Source organism: Aquicoccus sp. SU-CL01552, from assembly GCF_040365005.1.
Lineage (GTDB): Bacteria > Pseudomonadota > Alphaproteobacteria > Rhodobacterales > Rhodobacteraceae > Antarcticimicrobium.
This window is the reverse complement of record NZ_BAABWV010000001.1, coordinates 262,431-274,689: the sequence shown is the minus strand read 5'-3', so window position 1 is coordinate 274,689 and position 12,259 is coordinate 262,431. Positions and strand designations below refer to the sequence as shown.

The 12,259-nt window shown below is 66.7% G+C and carries 13 protein-coding genes; 9 read left to right on the top strand and 4 right to left on the bottom strand.

What is annotated here, in order from left to right:
* Nucleotide 1 precedes the first annotated feature (1 nt).
* Nucleotides 2–460, top strand: coding sequence for a DNA polymerase III subunit chi (locus tag ABWV23_RS01330; RefSeq protein WP_353344130.1), 459 nt, complete (start codon nucleotides 2–4; stop codon nucleotides 458–460).
* A gap of 234 nt (nucleotides 461–694) precedes the next feature.
* Nucleotides 695–886, top strand: a complete 192-nt coding sequence (locus ABWV23_RS01325; RefSeq protein WP_353344128.1) for a hypothetical protein — start codon at nucleotides 695–697, stop codon at nucleotides 884–886.
* A 68-nt stretch (nucleotides 887–954) separates the two neighbouring features.
* On the opposite strand, the gene ABWV23_RS01320 is transcribed toward ABWV23_RS01325, so the two are convergent.
* The 3 genes from ABWV23_RS01320 to ABWV23_RS01310 all read right to left on the bottom strand — a co-directional run bounded on the left by ABWV23_RS01320 (nucleotide 955) and on the right by ABWV23_RS01310 (nucleotide 4,167).
* Complete coding sequence (locus tag ABWV23_RS01320; RefSeq protein ID WP_353344126.1) at nucleotides 955–1,536, bottom strand: retropepsin-like aspartic protease family protein; 582 nt, start codon at nucleotides 1,534–1,536, stop codon at nucleotides 955–957.
* 51 nt (nucleotides 1,537–1,587) lie between these two features.
* Nucleotides 1,588–2,220 carry a MarC family protein gene (locus tag ABWV23_RS01315; protein ID WP_353344124.1) on the bottom strand — a complete coding sequence of 211 codons (633 nt, stop codon included), beginning with the start codon at nucleotides 2,218–2,220 and terminating at the stop codon, nucleotides 1,588–1,590.
* A gap of 87 nt (nucleotides 2,221–2,307) precedes the next feature.
* Nucleotides 2,308–4,167 (bottom strand): ABC-F family ATP-binding cassette domain-containing protein, encoded by a 1,860-nt coding sequence (locus ABWV23_RS01310; protein ID WP_353344122.1) that lies wholly within the window; start codon nucleotides 4,165–4,167, stop codon nucleotides 2,308–2,310.
* A gap of 111 nt (nucleotides 4,168–4,278) precedes the next feature.
* Here ABWV23_RS01310 and ABWV23_RS01305 point away from each other — a divergent pair, with 111 nt between their 5' ends.
* Together ABWV23_RS01305 and ndk are read left to right on the top strand one after the other, a co-directional pair.
* Complete coding sequence (locus ABWV23_RS01305) at nucleotides 4,279–5,484, top strand: multidrug effflux MFS transporter (RefSeq protein WP_353344120.1); 1,206 nt, start codon at nucleotides 4,279–4,281, stop codon at nucleotides 5,482–5,484.
* Nucleotides 5,485–5,616: 132 nt separating this feature from the next.
* On the top strand, nucleotides 5,617–6,039 hold the full coding sequence (gene ndk, locus ABWV23_RS01300; RefSeq protein WP_353344118.1) for a nucleoside-diphosphate kinase: 423 nt from the start codon (nucleotides 5,617–5,619) through the stop codon (nucleotides 6,037–6,039).
* Between the two features lie 98 nt (nucleotides 6,040–6,137).
* On the opposite strand, the gene ABWV23_RS01295 is transcribed toward ndk, so the two are convergent.
* Nucleotides 6,138–6,479, bottom strand: a complete 342-nt coding sequence (locus ABWV23_RS01295) for a TfoX/Sxy family protein (protein ID WP_353344116.1) — start codon at nucleotides 6,477–6,479, stop codon at nucleotides 6,138–6,140.
* 186 nt (nucleotides 6,480–6,665) lie between these two features.
* Here ABWV23_RS01295 and ABWV23_RS01290 point away from each other — a divergent pair, with 186 nt between their 5' ends.
* The 5 genes from ABWV23_RS01290 (at nucleotide 6,666) to ABWV23_RS01270 (ending at nucleotide 12,243) form a co-directional block, all read left to right on the top strand.
* Complete coding sequence (locus ABWV23_RS01290; RefSeq protein WP_353344114.1) at nucleotides 6,666–8,969, top strand: bifunctional salicylyl-CoA 5-hydroxylase/oxidoreductase; 2,304 nt, start codon at nucleotides 6,666–6,668, stop codon at nucleotides 8,967–8,969.
* The gene (locus tag ABWV23_RS01285) at nucleotides 8,966–9,709 is read left to right on the top strand and encodes an SDR family NAD(P)-dependent oxidoreductase (RefSeq protein ID WP_353344112.1); all 744 of its coding nucleotides are present in this window, start codon (nucleotides 8,966–8,968) and stop codon (nucleotides 9,707–9,709) included. The genes ABWV23_RS01290 and ABWV23_RS01285 overlap by 4 nt, the downstream gene beginning before the upstream one ends.
* Complete coding sequence (locus ABWV23_RS01280; protein WP_353344110.1) at nucleotides 9,706–10,179, top strand: MarR family winged helix-turn-helix transcriptional regulator; 474 nt, start codon at nucleotides 9,706–9,708, stop codon at nucleotides 10,177–10,179. Before ABWV23_RS01285 ends, ABWV23_RS01280 begins: the two co-directional genes overlap by 4 nt.
* A gap of 2 nt (nucleotides 10,180–10,181) precedes the next feature.
* Nucleotides 10,182–10,982 (top strand): enoyl-CoA hydratase family protein, encoded by an 801-nt coding sequence (locus ABWV23_RS01275; protein ID WP_353344650.1) that lies wholly within the window; start codon nucleotides 10,182–10,184, stop codon nucleotides 10,980–10,982.
* Between the two features lie 97 nt (nucleotides 10,983–11,079).
* Entirely contained in the window at nucleotides 11,080–12,243 is a 1,164-nt protein-coding gene (locus tag ABWV23_RS01270; protein ID WP_353344108.1) for an acyl-CoA dehydrogenase family protein, read from the top strand.
* The last annotated feature ends 16 nt before the right edge of the window (nucleotides 12,244–12,259 follow it).

Genomic DNA, 12,259 nt, shown 5'->3' with positions numbered 1-12,259 from the left:
CATGGGCGCGGCCTATTTCTATCACCTGACGCGGCGCCCGCTGGAGGCGACGCTGCCGCTGTTGCTGGACAAGGCCCGCGCGGCGGGCTGGCGCATCGCTGTCCGGGGCAGCGACCCGGGCCGGCTGGCCTGGCTCGACGAAAAGCTGTGGTTGCTCGGCGACGAGAGCTTTCTGCCGCACGGGCTGGCCGGCGGTCCGCATGACGCGGATCAGCCGATCCTGCTCACCACGGCGCCGACGGCGGCAAACGACCCGGCCTGCCTGATGGCGGTGGACGGGGCCGAAGTCACGGCGCAGGAGGTGCGGGCGCTGGAACGGGTCTGCATCCTCTTCGACGGCCAGGATGGCGCAGCTCTGTCCCGGGCGCGCAGCCAGTGGAAGGCGCTGACCGATGCCGGGTGTTCGGCGCAATACTGGTCCGAGGACTCCGGTCGCTGGGAGAAGAAGGCCGAGAAATAGCAGCGCGCCGCAGCACGGCTGACGGTCCGGCGCCGATGCGGATCACGAAACCTGACAGGTATCCCGGCAGTTATTTCAATATGTTCACCTTGATGAGCCGCTTGGTTGCAGCGCGGCGGCCCTTTGCTCATGGGGTGGAAGGGTGGCGGCGGCGCGCTGCCGACGCGGGCAAAGGCGCATTTACATCAACGGGTCCCGGACGGAAGACGGGGAGCCTCAACATGGAGATGCAGAATGCTCAGAACACACCTGACGATCCTGGTTGCCGTTGCCGCGCTGCTTGCCCCCGTGGCCTCATCCGCCCAGCCGGTTCCGGCGCCACACCCCGGGCCGGTCGTGGCCGGTCCGCACGGGCCGGATTGGGGCCTGCTGGTCCCGGTCGCGTTGCTGGCGCTCATCGCGGGGGCGTTGACGCATAAGCACTGAGAAAAAGGTGAGGTTTTGCGTGGCGCAGGGCGCGCAAAACGCACCCGCAGGGGAAACCGTGGCTTGGCCTAGCGCTCCAGCACAAGGTGCTGTCCGGCGATCTCGATCCGGCCCCAGCGTTCCAGATAGGACATGCCCAGGAGTGACTGGTCCATCGCGCCCTCGTTCACCCAGGCGCGCAGGTTGCGGTCCTCGATCGGGCCCAGGGAAACCTTGGCCAGTCGCACGGGGGCGGTGCGGATCGCGCCGTTGGCGGTATTGGCGCGCCCGGTAAAGGCCAGGTCGGCGGTGTCGATGCCGGTGCGGGCCGCATCATCGGGGCGCAGCACCACGGCGCTGGCGCCGGTGTCGATCATGAACTGCACCGGCGCGTCGTTGACCAGAAGGGTGAGGTAGAAATGCCCGTCGGGTGAACGCGGCACCTCGATCCGGCCCTCGGTCGCCACGGCGGCGCGGCCGGGCAGGGCGGTGCGCCGGATGTCGTCCCACAGCCCCACCACTGCGATCACGGCGAGAAAGATCAGAACCCAGCCCGCCGCCTGTTGCAGCGTCCGGCCCAGGGCCTGGCGGTTATGGACGATCAGCCAAAAGACGAGAACGGCCCCCAACAGGCCCAGATAGGCCAGGCTGCCGATATCCCATGAATCCATTCTCGTAGCCTCCGACGTATTCCCCCTCAGATGTAGGCATTGCCGCCCCGGTTACCAGTTGGCGAGGCCAAAGGTCCGCAGCCCGTCCAGCACGAACTGCACCGAGAGCGCGGCCAGCAGCATGCCCAGCAGCCGGGTGATCACGTTGATCCCGGTCTTGCCCATGGCGCGCTCGAACAGCCCGGCGGAGAGAAACAGCAGGAACAGAACGGCCAGCACCGCCAGCATCACCCCGACCACCATGGCCAGCCCGGCCAGACCGGGTTTCTGGCCCGCCAGCAGGATCATGGTGGCGATCGAGCCGGGGCCGGCGATCAGCGGGATGGCGAGGGGAAACACCGAGGGGTCGTGGCCGTCGTCCTCGTCTTCGGCCTCCTCGGCCTGGCCCTCGCGCCGCTTGGTGCGGCGTTCGAACAGCATGTCGAGCGCGGTGAGAAACAACAGGATGCCGCCGGCGACGCGAAACGCGGGCATCGAGATCCCGGCAAAGCCCAGCACCGCCTCGCCGAAACCGGCGAACAGGGTCAGCAGGATCGCGGCGGTGAGGCAGGCGCGCAGCGCCATCGCGCGGCGCCGGGCGGGGGCCATGCCTTGGGTCAGCGCCACGAACATCGGCGTCAGCCCGATCGGGTCGATGATCACGAAGAGCGTGACGAAGGCGGTAATCAGAAAGGCGGTGTCCATGCGGCCCCCCGGAGTGTGGTTGCGGGCAGGATGGATTGGCGCGGCAGGAAAGAAAACCCCTCCGCGCGCGGCGAAGGGGCCAGGACGTCAGCCCCCGGCCGCGTCCAGCTTTTCCTGCGCGGCGATCCAGAGCGCCTCGGCCTTGTCCATGGCGTCGCTCACCTCGGCGTACTTGCGGTTCCAGACTTCCAACTCGCCGTTGCGGGTGCCCTCGTACAGTTCCGGGTCGGCCAGCTTGGCTGACAGCTTGTTCTGCATGTCGCTGATCTTCGCGACCCGCTCCTCGCATTTGCGCAGCTCGGCGCGCAGCGCCAGCAGGGTTTCGCGCGGCGGGCGTTTCGACCGGGCCGCCGGTTTCGGCGTGTCGGATTTCTTGCGCGCCGGCTGATCGGCCGACAGGAGGAAGGCGCGGTATTCCTCGAGATCGCCCTCATAGGGTTTGACGGTCCCGTCCGACACCAGCCAGAGCCGGTCGGCCACCATCGACAGCAGGTGCATGTCGTGGGACACGAGGATCACCGCGCCGGAATAGGCGGTCAGCGCCTCGACCAGCGCTTCGCGGCTTTCGATGTCGAGGTGGTTGGTCGGCTCGTCGAGGATCAGCAGATGCGGCGCATCCAGCGTCGCCAGGAGCAGCGACAGCCGCGCCTTTTGCCCCCCCGAGAGCTTGCCCACGACGGTTTCTGCCTGGTCGGCGCCAAGGCCGAATCCGGCCAGCCGGGCGCGCAGGCGGGATTGCTGTTCGCCGGGCCGCGCACGTTGTAGGTGTTGCAGCGGCGTTTCGTCGATATAGAGCTCGTCGACCTGGTGCTGGGCGAAAAAGCCGATGCGCAGTTTCGACGACCGGGTGATCTTGCCGTCGATCAGTGCCAGCCGGTCCGACAGCATCTTGGACAGGGTCGATTTGCCCTCGCCGTTGCGCCCCAAGAGCGCAATGCGGTCGTCCTGGTCGATGCGCAGGGTCATGCCGCGCAGGATGACCTTGTCGCCATAGCCGGTCGAGGCTCCCTCGAGCGAGATGATCGGCGGCGACAGTTCCTCGGGTTCGGGAAAGGTGAAGACGGTGCGCGCCGCATCCTCGGGCGCGGTGATCTTTTCCATCTTTTCCAGCATCTTGACCCGCGATTGCGCCTGTTTGGCCTTGCTGGCCTTGGCCTTGAACCGGTCAACGAAGCTTTGCAGGTGGGCGCGGCGCGCATCCTGTTTCTTGGCCGCCGCCGCCTGCAGAGCGCGCTGTTCGGCGCGTTGGCGGGCGAACTGGTCGTAGGGGCCGCTGTACAGGGTGAGGGTCTTGTTCTCGAGGTGCAGGATCGCGCCGACGGCCCGGTTCAGCAGCCCGCGATCGTGGCTGATGATGATCACCGTGTGCGGATAGCGCGCCAGGTAGCTTTCCAGCCAGAGCGCGCCCTCGAGGTCGAGATAGTTGGTCGGTTCGTCCAGCAGCAGCAGATCGGGCTGCGAGAACAGCACCCCGGCCAGCGCGACCCGCATCCGCCAGCCGCCGGAGTAATCCGAACAGGGGCGTTGCTGGTCGGCGTCGGAAAATCCCAGCCCCTTGAGAATCGCCGCCGCCCGCGCCTCGGCCGACCAGGCGTCGATATCAGCCAGCCGGATCTGCACCTCGGCGATGCGAGAGGGGTCGGTGGCCTCGTCGGCCTCGGCCATCAGCGCGGCCCGCTCGGTATCGGCGGCCAGCACGGTGTCGATCAGCGACACGTCGGAGGAGGGGACCTCCTGCGACACACCGCCGATACGGGCCCGGCTGGGCAGCGAGATGGAGCCGGACTCCAGCGCCAGTTCCCCCCGCAGCAGCCGGAACAGCGTGGTCTTGCCGGCGCCGTTGCGCCCGATCAGGCCGACCTTGTGGCCATCGGGAATGGTGGCGCTGGCGCCGTCGAGGAGGGGGCGGCCCGCGACCGCGTAGGAGATGTTTTCAATCCGTAACATGGGCCGGCTCATAGCAGAGCGATTGCGCCGCCGCCAGCGCCGGTGGATGGTCATTTCGAAAGGCGCGTGCTATCGGCCCAAGCTGTTGGATTTTCCGGACCGGACCCGCCCATGCGCCCTGCTCAGACCCCGCCGCACCTGCTGACCCTGATCCTGGCCAACGCCCTTTCTGTCCTGACGCTGAACATGTTCCTCCCCTCGCTGCCCAAGATGGCCGAGGCGCTGGAGGCCGACTATGGCCTCGTGAACCTGTCGGTGGCGGGATATCTGGCGATCTCGGCGGTCCTGCAACTGGTGATGGGGCCTCTGTCGGACAGTTTCGGGCGGCGCCCGGTGATGCTTGTCTCCACCGCGATCTTCGCCGCCGCTTCGGTCGGTTGCGCATTGGCGCAGGACATCTGGGTGTTTCTGGGGTTCCGCATGTTGCAGGCGGGAATCGTGTCGGGACAGGTGCTGTCGCGGGCGGTGATCCGGGACTTGCACGAGCCAAAGGCGGCGGCAAGGATGCTGGGCCATGTTGCCATGGCGATGGCGCTGGCCCCGATGCTGGGGCCGATGCTGGGGGGCGGGCTGGACATGGCCTTTGGTTGGCGGTCGTCCTTCGTCCTTTATGCGCTGCTGGGCATTCTCATGCTGGTAATCCTGTGGGGCGATCTGGGCGAGACCAACCCCGTCAGCGCTAGCCTGAGCCTTGGCGACCAGATGCGCGACTACCCCGAGCTTTTCCGGTCACGCCGGTTCTGGGGCTACAGCCTGTGCTACGCCTTTGCCGTGGCGGGGTTCTTTTCCTTCATCACCGGGGCGCCCTTGGTGGCGGCGGCGTGGTACAACCTGAGCCCGGCGGCGCTGGGGCTTGGGATCGGGATCATCACCGTGGGCTTCATGGCGGGCAATTTCGTCTCCGGCCGGATCGGCGCACGCAGCGCGCTGGTGACCATGGTTCTGGCCGGGCGCATCTTTGCCACCGTGGGGCCGGTTGTGGGGCTGGTGCTGTTCTGGTCCGGGGCGGGAACGCTCTGGGTGTTTTTCGGCTCGGCCATCGTGGTGGGCTTCGGCAACGGGCTGACCAATGCCAATGCAAGTGCCGGCGTGATGTCGGTGCGTCCGCGGCTGGCGGGCAGCGCCTCGGGTCTTTCGGGGGCGATGACGGTGGGACTGGGGGCGGTGATGACCAGCCTCACCGGGGCCTTGGTGACGCCGGAACACGCGCCTTACATCGTGCTGTCCATCATGCTGGCGACCAGCGTCCTCGGGCTGATCGCGGCGCTTTTCGTGCGGTGGGTCGACGCGCGCGATCCCTTGCCGACGTTGAACTGACGAAGCCTTGCGCGCGCGCAGGAGAGCCGTGGTGCGGAAGGCTTTTCAATCGCCTCGGCCCGTGCTACGCGGCGCGCAATGTCAGCATCGTCCCGCAGCCCCGCTGGGACGGGTCATCAAGGAGCATTCTCAATGGCACTGGAACGCACGTTCTCGATCATCAAACCCGACGCAACCCGCCGCAACCTGACCGGCAAGATCAACGCCAAGTTCGAGGATGCCGGCCTGCGCATCATCGCGCAGAAGCGGATCCTGATGACCAAGGCACAGGCCGGTGAATTCTACGGCGTGCACAAGGAACGCCCGTTCTATGACGAACTGTGCGAATTCATGTCCTCCGGTCCGGTCGTGGTGCAGGTGCTGGAAGGCGAGAACGCCATCGCCAAGAACCGCGAAGTGATGGGCGCCACCAACCCCGCCGACGCCGCACCGGGCACCGTCCGCGCCGAGTTCGCGGAATCGGTTGGTGAAAACTCGGTCCACGGTTCCGACGCACCGGAAACCGCCGCCGTCGAGATCGCCTATTTCTTCGCCGGCACCGAACTGGTCGGCTAAGCGACCCCAGGATCGGGCAGGGGGCGCTGCGCCCCTTGCCCTTCCGGGATTGACGGAGAACGCCCTGCGGGGCGTTTTTTCGCTTCTCCCGTCTGCGATTACCGGCGCCGTTCGACCACCCCGATAGCATCAAGCGCGGTCTCCAGCGCGCTAAGCCCGGCATCGCCCTTGCCGCGCGCCTCGGCGCGGATCGCGTCGAACCGGCGGCGCAGCGCCGCCTTTTCCTCACCCCGGCAGTCGTTCCAGGGGCGCCCCTGCAACCCCATCACCAGCGCGTAATAACCGATGAAATGCGGCCGGCTGCCCGCCGCCAGCAGCCGCGCATAGGCCGCATCGGCCCCCAGCGCGCGCAACTCGTCCGCCGAATGGATTCCGGCACGGGCAAAGCTTTCCTCGGAGGCCGGGCCAAGGTTGCGGATGGATGAGACGGGGTCGGACATGGGCAAACCCTATCCCGGCCCGTGGCGGCTGGCCAGTCTCGACGGGGCAGGGCGCCCGTGCAAAAGCTTCAGGCATGAATGGTTACAGCATGGAAAGTTTAGGCTTGAAGTAAAAATCGACTCGCTCTAGCCTTTCCCCAACGGCCGGGTTGCCGGTCCTTTGAAAACAGTCACAGGGGAAAACTCATGCGTATTGCGTGTCTGGGCGGCGGGCCGGCGGGCCTTTATTTCGCGATCTCGATGAAGCTGCGCGATCCGGCGCACGAGGTCGTCGTGATCGAGCGCAACCGCGCCAACGATACCTTTGGCTGGGGGGTGGTCCTCTCCGATGACGCGCTCGAGAACCTGCGCGAGAACGATCCGGTCAGTGCAGAGGCGATCCGCGAACATTTCGCCTATTGGGATGACATCGCCGTGGTGCACGATGGCGTGCGCAACGTCTCGGGCGGGCACGGGTTCGCCGGGATCGGGCGCAAGCAGATGCTGATCCTGCTGCAGGAACGCGCCCGCGAGCTGGGCGTCGAGCTGCGGTTCGAGACCGAGTTCGAATCGGCCGAGGCGATCCGCAAGGACTATGACCTCGTGGTCGCCTGCGATGGGCTGAATTCCAAGGTCCGCACCGAATACGCGGATCACTTCAAACCCGATATCGACACCCGCAAGTGCAAGTTCCTCTGGCTCGGCACCCACCAGCGGTTCGACGACGCCTTTACCTTCATCTTCGAAAAGACCGAGCACGGCTGGATCTGGGCGCATGCCTATCAATTCGACGACAAGACCGCGACCTTCATCGTCGAATGCTCGCAACAGACCTGGGAGAATTTCGGCTTCGAGGACATGAGCAAGGAAGAGATCGTCGAGACCTGCCGCAAGGTGTTCGAGGCTCACTTGGGCGGCCACGAACTGATGTCGAACGCCGATCACCTGCGCGGTTCGGCGGTCTGGATCAACTTCCCCCGCGTGTTGTGCGAGAAATGGTATCACGAGAACGTCGTTCTGCTCGGCGATGCCTCGGCCACGGCGCATTTCTCGATCGGGTCGGGCTCGCGGCTGGCCTTTGACAGCGCCATCGCGCTGGCCAATTACGTGCATACCGAACCGACGCTCGAAAAGGCCTTCGAACGCTACCAGGAAGAGCGGCGCCTCGACGTGCTGCGGCTGCAATCGGCGGCGCGCAACTCGCTCGAATGGTTCGAGGAGGTCGAGCGTTACCTCGATCTGGACCCGGTGCAGTTCAACTATTCCCTGCTGACCCGCTCGCAGCGTATCTCGCACGAGAACCTGCGCCTGCGCGATCCCAAGTGGCTGGAATCGGCCGAGAAATGGTTCCAGATGCAAGCCGGTGTGCCGGCGGATGCGCCGGTGCGCGCGCCGATGTTCGCCCCCTTCAAGCTGCGCGAGATGGAACTGGTCGACCGTGTCGTCGTCTCGCCCATGGCACAGTACAAGGCGGTGGACGGCACCCCGACCGACTGGCATTTCGTCCATTACTCGGAACGCGCCAAGGGTGGGGCTGCGCTGGTCTATACCGAGATGACCTGCGTCAGCCCCGAAGCGCGGATAACCCCCGGATGCCCCGGCCTCTACGCGCCCGAGCATGAGGCGGCGTGGAAACGCCTGACCGATTTCGTCCACGCCGAGACGCAGGCCAAGATGTGCTGCCAGATCGGTCATTCAGGGCGCAAGGGCTCGACCTGCGTGCCCTGGGACGGGGGCGGCATGGACGCGCCGCTGGCACAGGACAACTGGGAAATCCTCGCCCCCTCGGCGCTGCCCTACAAACCGGCCAGCCAGACCCCGCGCGAGATGACCCGCGCCGACATGGACGCGGTGCGCGACCAGTTCGTCGCCGCCGCCGAGATGGCCGAGCGTGCCGGGTTCGACATGATCGAACTGCACGCCGCCCACGGCTATCTGATCGGCAGCTTCCTGTCGCCGGCCACCAACCAGCGCTCGGACGAATACGGCGGCAGCCTGGAGAACCGGCTGCGCTTCCCGCTCGAGGTGTTCAACGCGATGCGCGCCGTCTGGCCGCAGGAGAAACCGATGTCGGCGCGGATCTCGGCCCATGACTGGGTCGGCGAGGAGGGCAACCAGCCCGAGGACGCGGTGGAGATCGCCAAGGCCTTCGATGCCGCCGGTGCCGATATCATCGACGTTTCCTCGGGTCAGACCGTGTCGGAGGAACAGCCTGTCTATGGCCGGATGTTCCAGGTGCCGTTCTCGGACCGCATCCGCAACGAGACCGGGATCAAGACCATGGCGGTCGGCAACATCTACGAACCCGACCACGTCAACTCGATCCTGATGGCGGGGCGCGCCGATCTGGTCTGCCTGGCGCGGGCGCATCTGGCCGATCCCTACTGGACGCTGCACGCGGGCAGCCAGCTGGGCGACCGTCACGCGAGCTGGCCCGATCCCTATCGTGGTGGTCGTGACCTGTACTGGCGCCTGGCCGAGCGCGAAGCAGAAGCGGCGATCAAGGTATGAGCCTTTCGGGCAAACATGCCGTCGTCACCGGCGGCGGCACCGGGGTGGGGGCCGACGTGGCCCGTGCCCTGGCCGAGGCCGGCGCCAAGGTCACCATCATGGGCCGCTCGGAGGCCCCGCTCAAGGCGCAGGGGCTGCCCTATCAGCTGTGTGACGTGACCGACGCGGGTGCGGTTCAGGCCGCCTTTGCCGCCGCGCGCGCGGATCAGGGGCCGGTCGGGATCATGGTCGCCAACGCCGGCGCCGCCGACAGTGTGCCCTTTGCCAAGATGACGCCCGAGCAACTCACCGCGATGCTTTCGGTCAACCTAGTGGGGGTCTCCAACTGCTGGCAGGCGGCGCTGCCCGACATGAAGGCCGCCGGCTGGGGCCGGATGATCGCCATCGCCTCCACCGCCGGGCTCAAGGGCTACCCTTACGTTTCCGCCTATTGCGCGGCGAAACACGGGGTGGTCGGGCTGACCCGGGCGCTATCGCTGGAACTGGCCCGCACGGGCATCACGGTGAACGCGATCTGTCCCGGGTTCATCGAGACCCCGTTGCTGGAGCGTTCGATCGAGAATATCGTCGCGACCACCGGCATGAGCGCGGAACAGGCGGAAAAATCCCTGAAATCGGGCAACCCGCAAAAGCGTTTCATCCAGACCGACGAGGTCGCCGGTGCCGCGCTGTGGCTGTGTTCGCAGGCCGCGCGTTCGGTCAACGGCCACGCGCTCAGCCTTTCGGGGGGAGAAATATGACACCGCAATCGGTCGAGACCGGCGACGAACCGCTGTCGAAATCCCGGCTGCGACTGTGGCTGAAATTGCTCAAGGCGAGCAACCTGATCGAGGACCAGATCCGCCGCCGCCTGCGCGACCAATACCAGTCGACCCTGCCGCGTTTCGACGTGATGTCGGCGCTGTCACGCAGCCCCGAGGGGCTGAAGATGTCGCAGATCTCGGAGATGCTTCGGGTGTCGAACGGCAATGTGACCGGCATCGTTGACCGGCTGACCGACGAGGGGCTGGCGCTGCGCGTGGCGGTGCCGGGCGACCGGCGCGCCTCGCTGGTGCGGCTGACGCCCAAGGGGCAGGCGGCCTTTGCCGAACACGCCGCCGCCCATGAAAGCTGGATCGACGACATGCTGGACGGGCTGAACGCCGACGATGTCGAGGGGATGATCCGTCGGCTCGATTACCTGAACGAAACACTGGAGGACAAAGAATGACCATGCGCACCGACGTGCAGCATTTCAAATGCGAGATCACCGACGGCATCGCCACCGTCGCGCTGGACCGGCCCGAGCGCAAGAACCCGCTGACCTTCGACAGCTATGCCGAGTTGCGCGACTGGTTCCGCGACCTGCATTATGACGACAGCGTCAAGGCAGTCGTCTTTGCCTCGAACGGCGGCAACTTCAGCTCGGGCGGGGATGTGCATGACATCATCGGCCCGCTGACCAAGATGACGATGAAGGAGCTGCTGACCTTTACCCGCATGACCGGCGACCTAGTCAAGGCGATGGTCAATTGCGGCAAGCCGATCATCGCTGCCGTCGACGGGATCTGCGCCGGCGCCGGGGCGATCATCTCGATGGCGTCCGACCTGCGGGTGGCCACGCCGGGGGCAAAGACGGCGTTCCTCTTCAACCGAGTCGGGCTGGCCGGCTGCGACATGGGCGCTTGCGCGATCCTGCCGCGCATCATTGGCCAGGGCCGGGCGGCGGAACTGCTGTACCTGGGTCGCTCGATGAGCGCCGAGGAGGGGCTGTCCTGGGGCTATTTCAACAAGGTGGTGCCGGAGGACGAACTTGCGGCGACCGCCCGGGACATCGCCGCGCGGATCGCCGCCGGGCCCAATTTCGCCAACATGATGACCAAGACCATGCTGGCGCAGGAATGGTGCATGTCGATCGAACAGGCGATCGAGGCCGAGGCACAGGCGCAGGCGATCTGTATGCAGGGGCAGGATTTCCACCGCGCCTACCATGCCTTTGTCGCCAAGGAAAAACCGGTCTTCGAGGGCGATTGATCCGGGCGCCCGGTCCGGCAACGGGCCGGGCGGGTGGCCGGCGGCAGCGCCTCCGGCGGGAGTATTTGAAAAGAGAAGAACAGGGGAGGGGTGCAAGATGCCCGACCGGAGTTTCCTGAACTGGCCGTTTTTCGAGCCGAAGCACAAAGAGCTGTCCGAGGCGCTGGAGGCCTGGGCGAGCACGCACCTTGGCGCCATTGATCACGGCGATACCGATGCCGCCTGCCGCGCGCTGGTCGCCGGGCTGGGCGAGGCCGGGTTCCTGACCCATTCTGCCGTCAATCCCGAAACCGGCACCGGGCTGGACGTGCGCAGCCTCTGCCTGATCCGCGAGACACTGGCGCGCCATGACGGGCTGGCCGATTTCGCCTTCGCGATGCAGGGGCTGGGCACCGGCGCGATCTCGCTGTTCGGCACGCCGGCGCAGCGCGCCGAGTGGCTGACGCAGACGCGGGCCGGCAAGGCGATTTCCGCTTTTGCGCTGACCGAGCCGGCCTCGGGGTCGGACGTGGCCAATTCGACCATGACCGCGACGCGGGACGGCGATCACTTCGTGCTGAACGGGGAAAAGACCTGGATCTCCAACGGCGGGATCGCGGATGTCTATTGCACCTTTGCCCGCACCGGCGAGGCGCCCGGCGCCAAGGGGCTGTCGGCCTTCATCGTGCCCGCTGATACGCCGGGGCTGGAGATCGCCGAGCGGCTGGAGGTGATCGCGCCGCACCCGCTGGCGACGCTGCGGTTCACCGATTGCCGGATCCCGGCCAGCGCGCTGCTGGGCGAGGCGGGCGCCGGGTTCAAGATCGCGATGTCGGTGCTGGACGTATTCCGCTCCACCGTCGCTGCCGCCGCGCTGGGATTCGCGCGCCGGGCGCTGGACGAGGCGCTAGCGCGGGTCACAAGCCGCACGGTGCAGGGCGCGCCACTGTTCGACCTGCAGATGGTGCAGGGGCATATCGCCGACATGGCGCTGGACGTGGATGCGGCCGCGCTTTTGGTCTATCGCGCCGCCTGGACCAAGGACAGCGGCGCGCCGCGCGTCACCCGCGAGGCGGCGATGGCGAAACTGTTCGCCACCGACCAGGCGCAGCAGGTGATCGACAAGGCGGTGCAATTGCACGGCGGCGACGGCGTGCGCTCGGGCGAGGCGGTGGAAAAGCTCTATCGCGAGATCCGCGCGCTGCGCATCTACGAGGGCGCCTCGGACGTGCAGCGGGTGGTCATCGCCCGCCAGGCGCTGGGGGCGTTCCAGCAAGGCTAAGTCAGGACAAACAGGA

Bases quoted from the DNA above. Each gene is read 5' to 3' on its own strand.
- ABWV23_RS01330 (WP_353344130.1), top strand. From the start codon at position 2: ATGGGCGCGGCCTATTTCTATCACCTGACGCGGCGCCCGCTGGAGGCG.
- ABWV23_RS01325 (WP_353344128.1), top strand. From the start codon at position 695: ATGCTCAGAACACACCTGACGATCCTGGTTGCCGTTGCCGCGCTGCTT.
- ABWV23_RS01320 (WP_353344126.1), bottom strand. From the start codon at position 1,536: ATGGATTCATGGGATATCGGCAGCCTGGCCTATCTGGGCCTGTTGGGG.
- ABWV23_RS01315 (WP_353344124.1), bottom strand. From the start codon at position 2,220: ATGGACACCGCCTTTCTGATTACCGCCTTCGTCACGCTCTTCGTGATC.
- ABWV23_RS01310 (WP_353344122.1), bottom strand. From the start codon at position 4,167: ATGTTACGGATTGAAAACATCTCCTACGCGGTCGCGGGCCGCCCCCTC.
- ABWV23_RS01305 (WP_353344120.1), top strand. From the start codon at position 4,279: ATGCGCCCTGCTCAGACCCCGCCGCACCTGCTGACCCTGATCCTGGCC.
- ndk (WP_353344118.1), top strand. From the start codon at position 5,617: ATGGCACTGGAACGCACGTTCTCGATCATCAAACCCGACGCAACCCGC.
- ABWV23_RS01295 (WP_353344116.1), bottom strand. From the start codon at position 6,479: ATGTCCGACCCCGTCTCATCCATCCGCAACCTTGGCCCGGCCTCCGAG.
- ABWV23_RS01290 (WP_353344114.1), top strand. From the start codon at position 6,666: ATGCGTATTGCGTGTCTGGGCGGCGGGCCGGCGGGCCTTTATTTCGCG.
- ABWV23_RS01285 (WP_353344112.1), top strand. From the start codon at position 8,966: ATGAGCCTTTCGGGCAAACATGCCGTCGTCACCGGCGGCGGCACCGGG.
- ABWV23_RS01280 (WP_353344110.1), top strand. From the start codon at position 9,706: ATGACACCGCAATCGGTCGAGACCGGCGACGAACCGCTGTCGAAATCC.
- ABWV23_RS01275 (WP_353344650.1), top strand. From the start codon at position 10,182: ATGCGCACCGACGTGCAGCATTTCAAATGCGAGATCACCGACGGCATC.
- ABWV23_RS01270 (WP_353344108.1), top strand. From the start codon at position 11,080: ATGCCCGACCGGAGTTTCCTGAACTGGCCGTTTTTCGAGCCGAAGCAC.